The organism is Streptomyces sp. NPDC058195 (assembly GCF_042883525.1).
Classification (GTDB): domain Bacteria; phylum Actinomycetota; class Actinomycetes; order Streptomycetales; family Streptomycetaceae; genus Streptomyces.
The window spans coordinates 115,947-132,879 of sequence record NZ_JBHVVM010000015.1; the positions used below are offsets into that span (position 1 = coordinate 115,947).

Annotated in this window: 16 protein-coding genes; 4 read left to right on the forward strand and 12 right to left on the reverse strand. The window is 73.4% G+C overall.

Annotated features, from left to right (window positions below; all coding sequences use genetic code 11):
* Window positions 1-155 precede the first annotated feature (155 nt).
* A complete protein-coding gene (locus tag ACFVWY_RS20150) occupies window positions 156-935 on the forward strand; it encodes an alpha/beta hydrolase (protein ID WP_389874084.1) in 780 nt (259 codons plus the stop codon).
* Window positions 928-1,611, forward strand: a complete 684-nt coding sequence (locus ACFVWY_RS20155) for a hypothetical protein (protein ID WP_389874087.1) — start codon at window positions 928-930, stop codon at window positions 1,609-1,611. The genes ACFVWY_RS20150 and ACFVWY_RS20155 overlap by 8 nt, the downstream gene beginning before the upstream one ends.
* A 41-nt stretch (window positions 1,612-1,652) precedes the next feature.
* Here ACFVWY_RS20155 and ACFVWY_RS20160 read toward each other — a convergent pair whose 3' ends face one another.
* The 6 genes from ACFVWY_RS20160 to ACFVWY_RS20185 all read right to left on the reverse strand — a co-directional run bounded on the left by ACFVWY_RS20160 (window position 1,653) and on the right by ACFVWY_RS20185 (window position 6,726).
* Window positions 1,653-2,411: an endonuclease/exonuclease/phosphatase family protein gene (locus ACFVWY_RS20160; RefSeq protein WP_389874089.1), complete on the reverse strand. Its 759-nt coding sequence runs from the start codon at window positions 2,409-2,411 to the stop codon at window positions 1,653-1,655.
* A gap of 80 nt (window positions 2,412-2,491) precedes the next feature.
* On the reverse strand, window positions 2,492-3,433 hold the full coding sequence (locus ACFVWY_RS20165; RefSeq protein WP_389874092.1) for an ROK family glucokinase: 942 nt from the start codon (window positions 3,431-3,433) through the stop codon (window positions 2,492-2,494).
* Between the two features lie 66 nt (window positions 3,434-3,499).
* A complete protein-coding gene (locus ACFVWY_RS20170) occupies window positions 3,500-3,958 on the reverse strand; it encodes a DUF5304 domain-containing protein (RefSeq protein WP_389874096.1) in 459 nt (152 codons plus the stop codon).
* Between the two features lie 83 nt (window positions 3,959-4,041).
* Window positions 4,042-5,352 (reverse strand): ArsA family ATPase, encoded by a 1,311-nt coding sequence (locus ACFVWY_RS20175; protein WP_389874098.1) that lies wholly within the window; start codon window positions 5,350-5,352, stop codon window positions 4,042-4,044.
* Window positions 5,353-5,357: 5 nt separating this feature from the next.
* Window positions 5,358-5,804 (reverse strand): SRPBCC family protein, encoded by a 447-nt coding sequence (locus ACFVWY_RS20180; protein WP_389874101.1) that lies wholly within the window; start codon window positions 5,802-5,804, stop codon window positions 5,358-5,360.
* 109 nt (window positions 5,805-5,913) lie between these two features.
* On the reverse strand, window positions 5,914-6,726 hold the full coding sequence (locus tag ACFVWY_RS20185; RefSeq protein WP_389874103.1) for a metallophosphoesterase: 813 nt from the start codon (window positions 6,724-6,726) through the stop codon (window positions 5,914-5,916).
* 281 nt (window positions 6,727-7,007) lie between these two features.
* On the opposite strand from ACFVWY_RS20185, the gene ACFVWY_RS20190 reads away from it, so the two are divergent.
* Window positions 7,008-8,804, forward strand: a complete 1,797-nt coding sequence (locus ACFVWY_RS20190; protein WP_389874105.1) for an AMP-dependent synthetase/ligase — start codon at window positions 7,008-7,010, stop codon at window positions 8,802-8,804.
* A 65-nt stretch (window positions 8,805-8,869) separates the two neighbouring features.
* Here the strand turns inward: ACFVWY_RS20190 and ACFVWY_RS20195 are convergent, their stop codons facing one another.
* Window positions 8,870-10,012 (reverse strand): glycosyltransferase family 4 protein, encoded by a 1,143-nt coding sequence (locus tag ACFVWY_RS20195; protein WP_389874107.1) that lies wholly within the window; start codon window positions 10,010-10,012, stop codon window positions 8,870-8,872.
* Window positions 10,013-10,156: 144 nt separating this feature from the next.
* Between ACFVWY_RS20195 and ACFVWY_RS20200 the strand changes: the two genes are divergently transcribed.
* Window positions 10,157-11,404, forward strand: coding sequence for a glycosyltransferase 87 family protein (locus ACFVWY_RS20200; RefSeq protein ID WP_389874109.1), 1,248 nt, complete (start codon window positions 10,157-10,159; stop codon window positions 11,402-11,404).
* Window positions 11,405-11,411: 7 nt separating this feature from the next.
* Here the strand turns inward: ACFVWY_RS20200 and ACFVWY_RS20205 are convergent, their stop codons facing one another.
* The 5 genes from ACFVWY_RS20205 to ACFVWY_RS20225 form a co-directional block, all read right to left on the reverse strand.
* Window positions 11,412-12,653 carry a hypothetical protein gene (locus ACFVWY_RS20205; protein ID WP_389874110.1) on the reverse strand — a complete coding sequence of 414 codons (1,242 nt, stop codon included), beginning with the start codon at window positions 12,651-12,653 and terminating at the stop codon, window positions 11,412-11,414.
* A gap of 17 nt (window positions 12,654-12,670) precedes the next feature.
* Window positions 12,671-13,702: an NlpC/P60 family protein gene (locus ACFVWY_RS20210; RefSeq protein WP_389874113.1), complete on the reverse strand. Its 1,032-nt coding sequence runs from the start codon at window positions 13,700-13,702 to the stop codon at window positions 12,671-12,673.
* Between the two features lie 237 nt (window positions 13,703-13,939).
* A complete protein-coding gene (locus ACFVWY_RS20215) occupies window positions 13,940-14,968 on the reverse strand; it encodes an NlpC/P60 family protein (RefSeq protein ID WP_389874115.1) in 1,029 nt (342 codons plus the stop codon).
* Between the two features lie 285 nt (window positions 14,969-15,253).
* On the reverse strand, window positions 15,254-16,615 hold the full coding sequence (locus ACFVWY_RS20220) for an NYN domain-containing protein (RefSeq protein ID WP_389874266.1): 1,362 nt from the start codon (window positions 16,613-16,615) through the stop codon (window positions 15,254-15,256).
* 36 nt (window positions 16,616-16,651) lie between these two features.
* Window positions 16,652-16,894: a hypothetical protein gene (locus tag ACFVWY_RS20225; RefSeq protein WP_389874117.1), complete on the reverse strand. Its 243-nt coding sequence runs from the start codon at window positions 16,892-16,894 to the stop codon at window positions 16,652-16,654.
* Window positions 16,895-16,933 lie beyond the last annotated feature (39 nt).

Genomic DNA, 16,933 nt, shown 5'->3' on the forward strand with positions numbered 1-16,933 from the left:
CCCTATCCCGTGGGCGGCCCGGCACGGGGCCGTTGCGGCGGCCCGTGCCGGTGACGGCCCTGGTCGGTGTCAGCCCGGTCGCGTACGGTGAAGTAATCCTCTGCACTCCCCCTTCCCTTGCGCTCCCCCGCGAGCCTCACGAACAGGAGACCTTGGTGCCGGTCCTTCCCGGAGCCGAGCCGTTCCGCCACGAGGGCGGAGAGGTCGGCGTCCTCCTCTGCCACGGATTCACCGGTTCCCCGCAGTCGTTGCGCCCCTGGGCGCACTATCTGGCGGAGCGCGGACTCACCGTCTCGCTGCCGCTGCTGCCGGGCCACGGCACCCGCTGGCAGGACATGCAGCTCACCGGCTGGCAGGACTGGTACGCGGAGGTGGACCGGGAGCTGCGCGCTCTGCTGGAGCGGTGCAGCCAGGTCTTCGTCTTCGGGCTGTCCATGGGCGGCGCGCTGACGCTGCGGCTGGCGGCGAAGCACGGCGAGGCGATCAGCGGCCTGGTGCTCGTCAACCCGGCGAACAAGGTGCACGGTCTGGCGGCCCACGCGCTGCCGGTCGTCCGCCATCTGATGCCCACCACGAAGGGCCTGGCCAGCGACATCGCCCTGGAGGGATCCGAGGAGGTGGGGTACGACCGGGTGCCGCTGCACGCCGCGCACTCGCTGCGGCAGTTCTTCCGGCTGGTCGACACCGAGCTGCCGCAGGTCACCCAGCCGATCGTGCTGCTGCACAGTCCGCAGGACCATGTGGTGCCGCCCGCCGACTCGGCACGCATCCTGAGCCGGGTGTCGTCGACGGACGTCGAGGAGATCCTGCTGGAACAGAGCTACCACGTGGCGACGTTGGACCACGATGCGGAGCGGATCTTCGACGAGAGCCACCGGTTCATCGGCCGCCTCGCCCCGAGCGCCGGTATGAAGGGGAGCACGTCAGGTGGCTGAGCACGACGCGGAGCGCGCGGGCAGCGAGGAGGAGCGCGAGCCGCTTCCCGCCGAGGGCGCGGCCGTGCCCGAGGACGGCACGGGCCAGGAGGAGAGCACGCCCCGGAAGGCGGCCTCGCCGGGCGGCGAGGGCGGCCGGGACGGGGCGCCGGTCGACGAGGAGGCCGTGTGGCGCGCGATCGTCGAGGGGTACGGCGACGAACCGCCGGACCCGCCGGGCGCCAAGCCGTTCCGTTCGGTCGAGGACCTCGCGCTGCTGGAGGATGACAAGCCCGGCATCCCCGAGATCGACAAGGGGCTCGGCAAGAAGCCGCCGCGTCCGCCGGAGAAGCCGCTCGGCAGCTCGGTCGTCTTCGCCCCCGGTGTCATGGGCCCGCGCGACTACGGGCTGGAAGAGCCCAAGGACGACGACTTCGACGAGAACGACGAGGGGCATTTCGTCCCCCCGGAGCCTCCGCCGCTGCCGGAGGCCGACACCACGGCGAAGTTCGCCTGGCTCGGGGTCGTCGGCGGCCCGGTGCTGATGCTGCTCGCGGTGGTGCTGGGCTGGGAGATGACCTGGTGGTTCACCACCGTCTGCATCGGCGGCTTCCTGGGCGGCTTCGTCACCCTGGTGGCCCGGATGAACGACGACGGGGAGGACGACGACAACCCCGGGCGCGGCGCGGTGGTCTGACAGGAGGCCCTGGAGCCCCAGGGCTCCAGGGCCTCAGGGCCTCAGGGCCTCAAGGCGGGAACCCTCAGCGCGGCCAGTACCGGAAGGTGGTCGGTGGCCGCGCGCAGGTCCGCGTCGCCGACGCCCGGCAGCCCGGCGGGGACGCCGCAGCCGAGCACCTCGATCCCGGGCGTCGCGAAGACCGCGTCGATCCGGCGGTCCGGGCCGTCCGCCGGATACGTGTGCTCGCCGCCCCAGGGCCGTACCGTCCAGCAGTCCTGGAGCCGCCCGGTCAGCACGCCGAAGGCCCCGCCGGGCGGCACGTCGTTGAGGTCACCGGCCGCGATGGCGTGCTCGACGCCCAGCGCGTCCATCCGCTCCAGCACCATCCCGGCCTGGGCCAGGCGTTCCGCGCGCTGCAGGCTCAGATGGAAGCTCAGCAGACCGATGCGGGTGCCCGCGACGCGTACCACCGAGGTGGCCAGGCCCCTGCGGTGCAGCCCCGGGGTGAGCGGCAGCAGGACGTCCTGCGTGCGTTCCACCGTGGCCCGCAGCGAACAGAGCAGCAGCGGACCGGCCGCCGTCGCGCCGCCGCTGAGGACGACCAGACCGGTGCGGGCCGCGAGCCAGGCGGCGCGCTTGCGCCAGCGGAAGAAGCGCGGGGCCTCCTGGATGAACACCAGGTCGGGGGCGCAGGCACCGATGACGCGGACCAGCGCTTCGGGATCGTCGCGCATCGACCGGATGTTGTAGCCGAGCACACGGACGACGGCCGAACCATCCGGCCCGGTACGGGAGTCGGGCAGTGGCGTCAGGACCATGCGCCACACGATACGACGGACGCCCGCCGCTCCCCCCAGGGGCGCGACGGGCGTCCGGTCAGCTCGTGTCCGGGTACGGATCAGCCCTGGCGGGCCAGGTCGGCCGCGCCCACCAGTCCGGCCTCGCCGCCCAGCCGGGCCGCGAGCACCTGGGCGTGCGGGCGCCACTGGCCACCGATCAGCCAGCGCCGGAAGGACTTGCGGATCGGGCCGAGGACCAGCTCGCCCTCGTCCGACACCCCGCCGCCGACGATGAACGCGGACGGGTCGAAGAGCGAGGCGAGGTCGGCGAGTCCGGCACCGGCCCAGCGGGCCAGCTCACGGAAGGAGTCGATCGCCACCGGGTCGCCCTGCCGGGCGGCCTGGCTGATGTGCTTGCCCTCGATGCCGTCCACCGTGCCGTCGCCGAGCGCCAGCAGGACCGTGGCGTTCTCCGGGGTGGCGTTGGCCCGCTGGCGGGCGTAGCGGACCAGGGCCCGCCCGGAGGCGTACTGCTCCCAGCAGCCCTGGCTGCCGCAGCCGCAGAGCAGACCGTCCGGGACGACCCGGATGTGGCCGAACTCGGCGGCCACGCCGAAGCGTCCGCGGCGCAGCTTGTTGCCGATGATGATGCCGCCGCCGAGGCCGGTGCCGAGCGTGATGCAGATGACGTCGTCGTGGCCCTGGCCGGCACCGAAGCGGTACTCGCCCCAGGCGGCGGCGTTGGCGTCGTTCTCCACGACGACCGGGAGCCCGACGCGCTGTTCGACCTTGTCCTTCAGCGGCTCGTGGCGCCAGTTGATGTTCGGGGCGAACAGCACGGTGGCGCGCTTGTCGTCGACGTAACCGGCTGCGCCGATGCCGACGGCCTCGATGCTGCGCCCCTCGCTCGCGCCGGACACGGCCGTCGCGATCGCGTCCACGATGCCTTCGGCGGTCGGCGGGGTCGGCACCTTGTGCGTGGAGAGGATGCGGCCCTCTTCGTCGACCACGCCAGCTGCGATCTTCGTGCCGCCGATATCGACGCCGATGGTGAGTCCCATGAATCCCTCAGTTCCGGTCGTGCCCCGCTGGGGCAACCGTACCCGAGCCGGGGGCCCGCCCCGCGGTCAGTCGAGGTCGATGTGCTCGCCCGCCGCGGGCGGCTCGTCGCGCGGGTCGGTGGGATCGCCGGCCTGCTTCTCCGTACCGGGCCGGTCGGCGGCGGTACGGGTCCAGCGGCGTTCCTGGCCCTCGACGGCGGAGCGGTAGGCGGCCAGGAGTTCACCGCCGGCCGCGGCGATGTGGTCGAAGACCTCCGGGTTGCGCTCGATGACCGGCTCGACCGCGGACTTGGCCTGCTTGATGATCTGCTGCACCGTGCCCTGGGCCGCCGCGCCGAGCAGTGGTGTCTGGAGGGACGAGATCTTGTCGGCCACGGCGTCGACCAGCTTGCGCAGCTCCTCGGCGGCGGAGCCGGGCGGCGGGCCGTGCTGGGCGCGACGGCGGGCCTTCTCCGCTTCGAGGTCCTCGGCGCAGGCGCTCGCCCACGCGTCGTCGTCGGCGGGACGATCGGTGGCATCGCTCATGACGGACTCCTGCGACGTGGTGTACGGCGGCCTGGCGTACGCGGTCGCCTCCTACCGACGTTACCCGAACGGCCGGGCGCCGTTCAGCCCGTCCGGGGCCAGAGGCCGGGGTCCGGGGTGAAGCGGACCCGGAGCAGCCCGTCGGTGAGCGAGGCTCCCGAGACGGTGCAGCGGCGCAGCCCGGACTCCAGTGGCACGGTCCGGTGGAACGGGCCCACCGTGAGCAGCAGTTCGTCCCCGCGGCGGACCAGCCGGAGGTCCTCCTTGACGGCGCCGGGCAGTGGCAGGCACCAGACCAGGACCGGTACGCCGTCCTCGTCGCCCCCGCCTTCCCCCGAGGGGCCGGTGCTCACGATCCGGCTGCCGGGCAGCAGCCCGCCGAGGCCGTCCGGGGCGTCGGGCACCTCGATCCACCAGGGGTCCTCGGCCCGGCCGGGCCCTGGTGCGGCGGGTCCGTGCACGCCGGGTTCCGGGCCCCGTACGCCGCGGACCGGCGCGACGTGCCCGGCGAGGCGGGCGAGGTCGTCCAGGCCGCGCGGGGCGCGGCCCAGGTGGGGCAGCTCGCACAGCGCGGCGTGCGGCGCCCACTCCTCCCGCCAGAGGCCGACGGTCTTCTCCTGCTGCGCGGCGAGCCCGGCGAACCAGGGGTCGGCCGAGTGGCGGGGCAGCAGGCGGTTCACCGCGAGGGCGTCGACGCGCAGCCCGTGCAGGGCGAGGCCGGTACGGGCGGTGCGCAGGGCGTCCTCGGCGGCGGGGCCGGGCTCGGCGACCAGCCGGAGCGTGGTGGCGCGGTCCTCGATCAGGGCCTGGACGGCGGCCAGCTCCTCGTCCTTGCGGGAGGCCGCCTCGTACAGCCACTGGGCGGGCATGGGAACCCCGGCGAGCTGGGCGAGCATCGGGCGCAGGGCGCGGGCGGCCTGCCGCTCCGGCGGCAGCAGCCTGCGCAGATAGCGGCGGAGCCGGGCGGGGAGGGAGAGCAGGTCGAGGGCTTCGCGCAGGGGCGGCAGGTCGACGACCAGGAGGTCGTAGCCGTGCTGCGCCCAGTCGCCCACGGCGGCTCGGCGCAGGCTGTGCAGCAGGGCGAGCTCGGCACTGCCGGGGAGTTCGGTGATCTCCTCACCGTCCAGCCGGTTCCCGCCGAGCAGGTCCAGGACGCCGGACGCCCGGTCCTGGAGGGCGAGGAATTCGCCGCGGAAGTGTCCGGCGGAGTCGACGCGGGCGGCCCACAGCCCGTCGGTGACCTCGGTGGGCCCGGTGCCGCCGGGCAAGCCGGGTATGCGGTCGGCGGTCAGCAGCAGGGCGCGCCCGCCCCGGCGGGCGGCGGCCAGCGCGGTGGCCGCCGCGACGGTGGTACGGCCCGCGCCTCCGGGGCCGGTGACGAGGACCGTACGCATCGGGGTCAGGCCTTCGGGACGGACTCGACGCGCTTCTTCAGACCGGCCAGGGCCCGGTCGATGATGACCTTCTCCGCCTTGCGCTTGATCATGCCGAGCATCGGGATCTTGACGTCCACGGTCAGCCGGTAGGTGACCTCGGTGCGGTTGCCGCCGAGGTCGGCCAGGGCGTAGGAGCCGTCGATGGCGCGCAGCATCTGGGACCTGACGAGCGTCCAGCTGACCTCGTTCTCGCCGGTCCAGGTGTAGGCGAGGGTGTGGTCGTCCTTGATCGCTCCGGCGTCCAGAACGAGGCGGACCTGCTCGGCGCGGCCCTGCGTGTCGGTGGCGAGGACCTCGGCCTCCTTGACCTCTCCGGTCCACTCCGGGTAGCGGGCGAAGTCGGCGATCACTCCCATGACGTCGGCCGGTGCCGCCTCGATCGTGATGCTCGACCTGGTGTGTTCAGCCATCGCTGTGGCTCCTCCAGTGCGGTGTACCCGGTGCGTCGGCAGAGACCCTGCCGTCAGAAGGCTATCGCGTGTGTGCGCCGCCTCGTCCCGGGGTCCGGTGCCGGTGCGGTCACCATTCCAGGGCCCATGGCCTGCCGGTGGACGCGAAGTGACCGACGTTCACACACTCGGTGGCGCCGATCCGCATCCGGCGCGCCAGCGGCTGGTGGACGTGGCCGAAGAGGGCGTACCGGGGGCGGGTCCTGCGGATGGCCTCCAGCAGCGCGCGGCTGCCGCGCTCGAAGCGGCGCGCCACGGTGTCGTAGGTCAGTTCCGGCACCTCGGGCGGGATGTGGGTGCAGAGCACGTCGACCGGGCCGATCGCGTCGATCTTCGCCGCGTACTCCTCGTCGCCGATCTCGTACGGGGTCCTCATCGGGGTCGTCAGCCCGCCGCCGACGAAGCCGAAGACCCGGCCGCCGATCTCGGTCCGCTCCCCGTCGAGGACGGTGGTGCCGGGGCGGGCGTACTCCGGCCAGAGGCCGGGGATGTCGACGTTGCCGTAGGTGGCGTACGTGGGGGCCGGGAAGGCAGCGAAGAGTTCGGCGTACTGCTTGCGCACCGCCGAGACGATCGCCGCGTCGCGGTCCACGCCCGCCCAGAGGGCGCGGCCGAAGGCGCGGGCCTCCTCGAAGCGGCGCGCGGTGCGCAGGGCGACGATCCGGTCGGCGTTCTCCACGCCGAAGAGGTCGGGGAAGATGCCGCGCGAGTGGTCGGCGTAGTCGAGGAAGAGCACCAGGTCGCCGAGGCAGACCAGCGCGTCGGCGCCGTCCCCGGCGCGGGCCAGCGCCTCGCTGTTGCCGTGCACATCACTGACGACGTGGATGCGTGTGCGCTTCCCCGCGCTCTCCCCGGCCCGCTTCGCGCTCTCTCCGACTCGCATGCCGATCACCCTAGAACTCCGCCCGTCACCTGGGTAGAGCCCGCCGGACCTGCGCATATCGCCGCCCGTCCGTAGGGGTGGACTACTGTGCGCCCAAGGATCACCGTGATGTGTGACGCATAAGACATCTGGCCGGAACCCCCTATCGGGAACCATGTACTGGTGGGTAACGTCCGGGCAGTCCAGTTGTGCTCACCCCCACTGAGCACGAGCCAGTCTTGGACCGCAGCCGGTGCGTCACACAGAGCCGTGGCACCGGAGCCCGATGAGGAGCAGCAGTCTTGCGCGAGTTCAGCCTTCCGGCCCTGTACGAGGTCCCCTCGGACGGCAACCTGACGGATCTCATCCGCCGCAATGCCGCTCAGCATCCCGATGCCGCGGTGATGAGCCGCAAGGTGGCGGGTGTCTGGACCGATGTCGACGCCCGGCAGTTCCTGGCCGAGGTCAGAAGTGTCGCCAAGGGCCTGATCGCGGCTGGTGTCGAGGCGGGTGACCGGGTGGCCCTGCTGTCGCGGACCCGCTACGAGTGGGTGCTGTTCGACTTCGCGATCTGGAGCGCGGGCGCGGTCACCGTCCCGGTGTACGAGACGAGCTCGCCCGAGCAGATCCAGTGGATCCTCAGTGACTCCGGTGCCGTCCTGTGCCTGGTGGAGTCCGCCGGGCACCAGGCGTCCGTGGAGTCCGTCAGGGCGGACCTGCCCGCGCTGAAGAGCATCTGGCAGATCGAGGACGACGCGGTCCGCCGGCTGGCCGAGAGCGGCGCGGAGGTCAGCGACGAGACACTGGACCGGCGGATGGCGACGGCGAAGGCCGACGACCCGGCCACCATCGTCTACACCTCGGGCACCACCGGCCGCCCGAAGGGCTGTGTGCTCACGCACCGCAGTTTCTTCGCCGAGTGCGGCAATGTGGTGGAGCGGCTGAAGCCGCTGTTCCGTACCGGCGAGTGCTCCGTACTGCTCTTCCTGCCCGCCGCGCACGTTTTCGGGCGGCTGGTCGAGGTGGCGTCGGTGATGGCCCCGATCCGGCTGGGCTGCGTACCGGACATCAAGCACCTCACCGAGGAGCTGGCGTCCTTCCAGCCCACGCTGATCCTCGGCGTGCCCCGGGTCTTCGAGAAGGTGTACAACGGCGCGCGGGCCAAGGCGCAGGCCGACGGCAAGGGCAGGATCTTCGACAGGGCCGCCGACACGGCGATCGCCTACAGCCGTGCCCTGGACACCCGGCAGGGCCCGTCCTTCGGGCTGCGGATGAAGCACAAGATCTTCGACCGGCTGGTCTACGGCAAGCTGCGCGCGGTGCTCGGCGGGCGCGGCGAGCACGCGATCTCCGGCGGCGCCCCGCTGGGCGAGCGGCTCGGCCACTTCTACCGCGGCATCGGCTTCACCGTCCTGGAGGGCTACGGCCTGACGGAGTCCTGCGCGGCCACCGCCTTCAACCCGTGGGACCGGCAGAAGGTCGGTACGGTCGGCCAGCCGCTGCCCGGTTCGGTGGTGCGGATCGCCGACGACGGCGAGGTGCTGCTGCACGGCGAACACCTGTTCACGGGGTATTGGAACAACCCGGCGGCGACCGCCGAGGCGCTGGCCGACGGCTGGTTCCACACCGGTGACATCGGCACGCTCGACGAGGACGGCTACCTCACCATCACCGGCCGCAAGAAGGAGATCATCGTCACCGCGGGCGGCAAGAACGTCGCCCCCGCGGTGATCGAGGACCGCATCCGCGGGCACGCCCTGGTCGCCGAGTGCATGGTGGTCGGCGACGGGCGGCCGTTCGTGGGCGCGCTGGTCACGCTGGACGAGGAGTTCCTGGGCCTCTGGGCCGCGGAGCACGGCAAGCCGGCCGGTTCGACGGCCCGGTCGCTGCGCGAGGACCCTGAGCTGCTGGCCGAGGTACAGCGGGCGGTGGACGACGGGAACGCGGCCGTGTCCAAGGCGGAGTCGGTCCGCAAGTTCCGCGTCCTGGATGCCCAGCTCACCGAGGAGGCGGGCCACATCACCCCCTCGCTGAAGCTCAAACGGAACGTGGTGGCGAAGGACTTCGCGGACGAGATCGAGGCGATCTACCGGGGCTGACCCGGCCGTACGCGAGAGGGGGCCCGCACACACCGTGCGGGCCCCCTTCCGTATGCCGCGGCAGGTCAGAGCAGGGCCCTCAGCCGCTCCGCGAGCAGGTCCCAGCGCCACTTCTCCTCGACCCAGGCCCGCCCCTTCTCCCCCATCCGCCGCCGGAGTTCCGGGTCGTCGAGCAGGGTGACGATCCGCTCGGCCGACTCCTGCGCGCTGCCGCCGCGCACCACCCACCCGGTCTCGCCGTCGAGCACCGCGTCGGGCGCGCCGCCCGAGTCGCCCGCCACCACCGCAAGCCCGGTCGCGGACGCCTCCAGGAAGACGATGCCCAGGCCCTCCACGTCGAGGCCGCCTCGCCGGGTACGGCACGGCATGGCGAAGACGTCACCGGCGCCGTAGTGCGCGGGCAGCTCCTCCCAGGGCACCGGCCCGGTGAACCGCACCGCGTCGGCGACGCCGGTCTCGCCGGCCAGCTTCCGCAGCTCCTTGGCGTACGGTCCGCCGCCGACGATGAGAAGCACCGTGTCCGGCACCCGGGCCAGGATCGCGGGCATCGCCCGGATCAGGGTGTCCTGGCCCTTGCGCGGCACGAGCCGGGACACGCAGACGACGACGGGCCGGTCCGCGAGGCCGAGCGAGGCCCGCACCCGCTGTCCGCCCGAGTCCGGGTGGAAGGTCTTCTCGTCGACGCCGGGCGGCAGCTGGACCATCCGCGCCGCTGCCTTCGGGGTGAGCGCGGGGGCGATCCGGGAGCGGGTGTACTCCCCCAGATAGGTGATGGTGTCCGTGCCCTCGCCGATCCGGCGCAGCAGCTGCCGGGAGGCGGGGAGCTGGGCCCAGCCCGCCTCGTGGCCGTGGGTGGTGGCGACCAGGCGGCGGGCCCCGGCCCGGCGCAGCGCCGGGGCCATCAGCCCGAGCGGGGCGGCGGCGCCGAACCAGACGGAGGAGCAGCCGTGTTCCCGCAGCAGCCCCACCGCGCGGCGGGTGACCCGCGGGGTCGGCAGCAGCATCGTGGTGGGGTCGCGCACGACGGTGAAGGGCTGTTCGGCGTCGAAGGCGGCGGTGGCCGCGATGCCCTCGGGGCTCCGCTTCCAGGTGGAGGCGTACACGACGATCCGTCCGGGATCCAGGCGCAGCGCCATGTTGTGCAGGAAGGCCTGGATGCCGCCGGGGCGGGGCGGGAAGTCGTTGGTCACGATCAGGGTCTTGTCCATCGCGGCCGACAGTACCGGGCCCGGCCCGATGGCTCCGGCACCGGCCGGGCGGGCATCATGGCTCCTCGTACCCGTCGGCGGGTACGAAGGGGTGTCCTCCTCACTCAGGGGCGGGCGTCGCCGGGCACGAGCGGATGAGGCGGTATGGCGGGATCGACGGGATCGACGGGCGCACGGTACGCGGTCGCGGTGTGGGCCCTGACCAGAGTGGCGCTGCTGCTCTGCGTCACCAAGGTGATCACCCTGCCCGGACCGGACGTGACCAGCGATGTCTCGGCGATCTACCACGGCTGGTCCGAGGTCCTGAAGAGCGGTACGTACCCGCAGGACGACGTCACCTGGCAGTACCCCCCGCTGGCGGCGCTCGCGGTGCTCTCCCCCGGGCTGCTGCCGATGCTGGACTACACCTCGGCGTTCTTCGTCCTCGTGTGTCTCTGCGATCTGCTGGTGCTGGGGCTGCTGCTGTACGCGGGCCGGGGCGAGGGCCGGTCGCAGGCGGGCACCTGGGTGTGGGTGGCGGGGGTGCCGCTGCTCGGCACGACCGCGTACGCCCGCTACGACGTGATGGTGACGGCGGTCGCGGTGGCGGCTCTGCTGGCGGGGGTGCGGCATCCGCGGGTGCTGGGGGCGCTGGCGGCGGTGGGCGGGCTGCTGAAGGTGTGGCCCGCGCTGCTGCTGGCGGGTACGGCGCGCGGGCGGCAGACGCGGCTGGCGTGGGGCGCCGCGGCCGTGACGGCGGCCGGGCTGCTGGCGGGGTGCGTGCTGGCGATGCCGGGTGCGCTGGCCTTCCTCGGCTTCCAGCGGGACCGGGGCACCGAGATCGAGTCGCTGGGCGGGCTGGTCTTCCACGTGGCGCGGCAGTTCGGCTGGTCGGGCCGGATCGAACTGCACTACGGCTCCATGGAGTTCCTGGGGCCCCGGGTGCCCCTGGTGAGCACGCTCGCGCTCGGGCTGTCCGTGCTCGCGCTGGGCTGGCTGCTGCTGTGGCGGCTGCGGGCCCGTGACTTCACGCTCAGCACCCCGGCGGACGCGGCGTTCACGGCGGTGCTGCTGTTCACGACGACGAGCCGGGTGATCAGCCCGCAGTACATGCTGTGGCTGGTCGGTCTGGCGGCGGTCTGTCTGGTCTTCCGGGGCGGCCGGATGGCCCTGCCCGCCGTTTTGGTGCTGGCGGCGACGGGGGTCACCCAGGCGGAGTTCCCGCTCGGGTTCGTGCACGTGGTGTCCAGCGACGCGACCGGGGTGACGCTGATGTTCCTGCGCAACGGGCTGCTGGTGGCGGCGACGCTGATCGCCTGTCAGCGGCTGTGGCGGCGGACCGTGCCCCGGGCGGCGGACGCCACGGCGTCCGCGGCCGGTACCGGCCGCGTGGCGGAGCCGGCCGGTACCTGAGCGGCGCTCAGGCCAGGTGGGTGCGCAGCCAGGTGCGCCAGAGCGCGGTGAACTCCGCGGGGGTGGTGCCGAGCACCTCGCGCAGGGCCTGTCCGACCGCGCCGTCCCGCTCCGGATGGGCGCCGACAGCCCGGTAGAAGGCGCGCAGCTCCGGCTCGCCCCAGTGGTCGGCGATCAGCTGGCAGGCCGTCCAGCCGCCCTCGTACGCCCTGGCCAGACGCACCGGGTCGCCCGCGAAGCCGAAGTCCGCGTCGGTGGGGAGGGCGGCGGGGAGCGCGCCGCGCCGGACGGCGGCGGCCAGTTCGGGGGCGTTCCGGGCGGGCTCGCGGTCCTCGGCGCGGTAGGCCGCCCAGTCTGCGAGGCCCTCGGAGAGCCAGGCCGGGGTCGCGGCGGAGGTGCGGGCTCGGGTGGCGACGTGGGTGGTCTCGTGGGCGAGGACGACGCGCTGCCCGAAGCCGTCGAGCGTGCCGTACGCCTCCGGGTTGACGATCACCCGGTCCGCGGGGTTCCGGCCGGGCTCGCCGGTCCTGCCGGTGGTGACGGCCGCGATGCCCCGGTAGTCCGCCGTGGAGCCCAGCAGCGCCGCCAGGTCCGCCGTGGTCCGGGGCACCAGCACCACCACCCGGCCCGCCCAGCGCCCCGGCCAGGCATCCGAGACGGCGGGGACCGCACGGTCCGTGGTCCGGGCGATCGCGCGCAGTTCCCGGTCGCTACGGCCGACGCCGAGCACCAGGGTGTGCCCGCCGCGCGCCACCCGTACCGCGCCCTGCTGCCAGAGCTGGTGGCCGCCGTCCGCGCCGGGGCGGTCGCCGGTGACGTACCAGCGGCCGTCCGTCCCCTCCCAGCGCAGTTCGACGACCCGGTCCGCGGTGACCGGGGCGGCGTCGTAGCCGGTGATCCGGTAGCGCAGCTCGACATCGGCGGTGGCCCGGCCGCCGTTCCGCCCGGTCACCCTCAGCAGCCGGTACTCCCAGGCGCTCAGCGGTACGTCGGCGAGGTTGGCGAGCTCCCGGCGCTGGGCGGTGCGCAGGGCGGTCGCGCCGGGGTCGGTGGTGGCCAGGTAGGCGTCCGGGTCGTGGCGGAGCACGGCGTCCGCCCGGCGGTCCAGGGTGGCGCGGACGCCCCGGCCGACGGACCCGGCCGGGGCGTCGTCGCCGCCCGGGGCCGCGCATCCGGCGAGGAGGAGCAGTCCGGCGAGCAGCGCCGCGGCGGTGCCGCGCCGCCCGTTCCGTCCCCGTCCGTCGTTCACCCGGTCGAGGGTACGGGTCAGACGCGGGTGACCGAGGAGACGGGCATCATTCCGACCGGGTCGTAGCGCACCGCGGCACCGGGGTACGGGGCGTGGATGACCTGGCCGTGGCCGACGTACATCGCAATGTGGCTGGCGTCCGCGCGGTAGGCGACCAGGTCGCCGGGGCGGGCCGCGGAGAGCGGCACCATGCGGCCCGCGTACCGCTGGGCCTGCGAGGTGCGCGGCAGGCCGACCCCGGCCTGTGCGTACGCCCACTGCATCAGCCCGGAGCAGTCGAATCCGGACGGCCCGTTGGCCCCCCAGACGTACGGGTGGCCCAGCGCCCGCCGGACGGCCAGGACGGCGGCGGCGGCGCGGGCGGAACCGGCCGGCAGACCGGCCAGGTCCGGGAAACCGGGGTCACGGCCGGAGCGCGAGGCCCGCTCGAACTCCGCCCGGTCGGTGCCGGTCAGGGTGGCCAGCAGCCGCTGGGCCTCGGCGAGTCTGCGTTCGACGGTCCGTTTGTGGCGGGTGGCCGCCTGCCGGTTGCGCTCCAGCTCGGCCAGGGCGCGGGCCGCTTCCGCGCGGGTCTGCTCCAGGCCGCGCCGGGCCTGCTGGAGCTGGTGGAGCCGGACGGACTGAAGGCCCGTCACCCGCTCCAGTACGGCGGCCCGGTCGAGGTAGCTGTCCGGGTCGGAGGAGAGCAGCAGGGCCAGCGAGGGGTCGATGCCGCCGGAACGGTACTGGGCGCCCGCCGCCTCCCCGAGCGCCGTACGCATCCGGTTGACCCGCTCCTGGTCGCGGGCCGCCCGGTCCTGGGCGCGGGAGATCTCGCCGCGCAGCCGCTCGGCGTTCTCACCGGCCTGGTCGTACTGCTGGGTGGCGCGTTCCGCCTCGGTGTACAGGCGGTCGACGCGGGCCTTGGCGGTGCGGGGCGCGCCCTGCGGGTCGGCACCGGCGACGGTGGTGCCGAGGGCGGCGGCCGCGGTCGCCGCCGCGGCCGTCAGGACGGTGGCCCGGACGCTCGGGCTGAGGCCGGGCTGAGTGGAACGGCGATGGGACACCACAGGACGCCGCACTCCTTCCGCTGTACGCAGACGCGCGCAGCCCCTGCCGCCCGGGGCGGGCGGACCGACGACCGGGAGCCGCACAGCAGACAGACAGTAGTCGCACGGTTACGCACCGGCCAGGGGCCGTGTCCGCCGGGATGACGGCGGGAACGGCGACGCCCCGCCGGTGACCTTGCGGTCTCCGGCGGGGCGGACGGTCTGCGCGAACGCGGGAATTCGCCCGTTCGGGCGTCGTCAGCCGACGCGGACGCCGAACTGGAAGCTGCCGATGGTGTTCATCGACTCGTAGCGGACGACCGTGCCCGGGTACGGGGCGTGCAGGAGGGTGTTGTTGCCCGCGTAGAGCCCCACGTGCGAGGTGTTGTTGAAGAACACCAGGTCGCCCGGCTTCAGCGCGCTGCGCCCGATGCGGACACCGTCGTTGACCTGGGTGTAGGTGACCCGGGAGATCTGGACGTTGGCCTGGGCGTAGGCCCACTGGGTCAGCCCGGAGCAGTCGAAGGAGCCGGGGCCGGTGCCACCGCGGCCGTACGGCTTGCCCACCTGGCTGGAGGCGGCCTGGAGGGCGGCGGCGCCCCAGGCGGAGGCGGGGGCCTCGTTGCCCAGCTCGACCCGGTCACCCGCGGCGCGGCTGGAGCGCTGCTCGTCCTCGCGCATCTTCGTACGCTCGGCCGCGGTCAGCGAGTTGAGCATCTGCTGCGCCTTGGCCAGCTTGGTCTGGAGTTCCTTCTTCTTCACGCCGAGCGTCTTGCGCACGTCCGCGAGGTCACCGAGCTTGGCCTGGGCCTCCTTGCGCTGCTGCGCGAGGACCCGCTGCTTCTCCTGGATCTTGCCCAGGGTCTCGGTCTGCTTGGCCGTCAGCTGGTCGAGCGCCGAGGCCTCGTCGAGGTAGGTGTCCGGGTTGGACGAGAGGAAGAGCTGCACCGAGGGGTCGATGCCGCCGGAGCGGTACTGCGCGGCGGCGAGCGAACCGAGGCCGTTGCGGAGCTTGTTGATCTCCTGCTGGCCGCGGGCCACCTTGTCCTGCAGCGCGCCGACTTCCTTCTCCAGCTTCTGCTGCTTCTCCTTGGCGCCGTAGTACTGCTCGTTGGCCTCGCCGGCGTCATGGCTGAGCTTTTCGACCTTGGACCTGACTTCGCCCTTGGACGGCTTGGGGTCGGCCTGGGCCGCCTGGGAGGACAGAGCTACGGCAGCGGTGGCGGCCGCGGTGATCACGGTCACACGGGCTCGGCTCGGCTGCTTGGGACGACGGTGGGACGCCACGAAGGCGAGCTCCTTCTTCCTCCAGCCGCCTACCGGGCTGTGGGGGATGCGGTCTCCCCGGCTCCGTGCACGTCACGGACTCGGCGGTGCCTTCGCCGTCACCCCGGATGGGTGATCAACCGAGCGAAGGTTCGAAGGCTGACCCTAGTGACCGAGTTGTGATCAGTTCAAATCCTCGCACCAAAAATCTCGTCACACCACACACTTCTTTACCCGCGACACACGGGGCGTAGTGGCGATCTGACGGACCGTTCCCCGATTTCCCCCGAGAACCGGCAAGTCGCACTAGACGCGCGAAAGGCGCTTCAGGAGCAAGACGGACGCAACGGGCCTGGCGCCCGCCTTCGCCACCCCGTCGGCGACCTCGCGGTCGGTGGAGACCACCACGACGGGACGCCCCGGAGGCTCGGCACGCGCCAGCTGGCGGATCAGCTCATCGGCGGTCACCCCCGGCTTGCTGAACAGCACCCGGACCCCGCGCGGCGGCGCCAGCAGCACCGGAGCCGCCAGCTCGGCCCCGTCGAAGACGCAGGTCACCTCGGCACCGGTCTGCGCGGCGAGCACCGAGAGCCCGCCCAGCAGCCTCAGCCGCTGCTTCTCCAGCGGCAGTTGCGGATAGCCGGTCTTGGTGACGTTGTAGCCGTCGATGATCAGGTGCGCCTGCGGCAGCGCGAGCAGCTGGTCCAGCAGGGCCGGGTCGGTCTCCGAAAGGGCCCTGGCCGCGATGTCCTTGGGCGACATCCGGCCCGGCTCCACCGCGTCGACCCCGTCGGCGGGGCGCATCGAGGAGGGCGGCAGAGCCAGTTCCCGCCGGAGCCCGCTCGCGGCGTCGAGCACCGTGTCCAGCAGCAGCCGCAGCCGCATGTCCTCGACGGAACGGCCCTCCCGGGCGGCCCGGCGGCCCGCCTCCACGGCCGCCTCCGCCTCCGCGAGCCGCGCCTTGAGCCGACGGCTCTCGCTCTCGGCCGCCGAGACCTGGGCAGCCGCCTCGGACCGTACGGTCTCGGTCTCGGCCCGGCTGCGGCGCAGCGCCGCCTCACCACGCCTGACCTCGTTGACGGCGCTGCGCAGCTTGCGCTGGAGGGCGTCGGCCTCCTTGCGGGCCGTGTCCAGCTCGGCGCGGAGCCGCTCCGTCTCGTCCTTCGTGTGGGAGCGGGCCCGGCCCAGCTCCTCGCGCAGCCGCTCCAGCTCGCGGCGGCCCTCCTCGTCGGCCCGCTCGGCGTCGGCGCGCTGGACCTCCTCGCCCGCGGCGGCGACCAGTTTCACCCAGCCCACCGGGCGCAGCACATAGGCCGCCGCGGCGACGTCGACGGGGTCGGCCGCGGCGGGCGGCGCACCGGCCTCCAGGGCGGTGGCCAGCTCCGGCTGGCCCTCCTTGAGCCGCTCACCGATGCGCTGGCGGAACAGCGCGTCGCTCTCCAGCGCGGCCGCCATGGCGTTCCCGGCGAACTTGGCGCGCCGGGTCGGGGTGAAGCGGGCGTACTGGCGCAGCTGGGCCGGGAGTTCGGTGACCGTCAGGCCGCCGAACGCGTCCGCCACCAGCGCGACGACCCGTCGCCGTACCCCTTCGGGCAGCGGGCGGTCGAGCACCTCGGCGGCGTCGCCGGCCGACTCGGCCGCTCCGGCGCCGCTCTCGGGCTGCTCCACCATCCGTCACCCCAAAAGTCTGTGGGCGCGGCTCCGTCAGGAGTCGGCACCCGGCCTGTCCACCAGTTCGATCTGGTCCACCGCATTGCACCACCGGCAACGCACCGACTCGATGGTCTCACTGACCACCTCGCGTTCCTCGACGGTGGCCTCACCGGCCAGGTCGAGATGGACATACTCGACGACCTTCGAGGAGCGCGTCACGTCGAAGCGCGTGAGATTTCCGCAGAGCGTGCAGCGCCAGCGAGTCCGGTCGGTCGGCTGGGGAACCGTCGTCATCGTTGCGTCCTCTTTCGTCGAACCTTGTGCCGCTTGCTT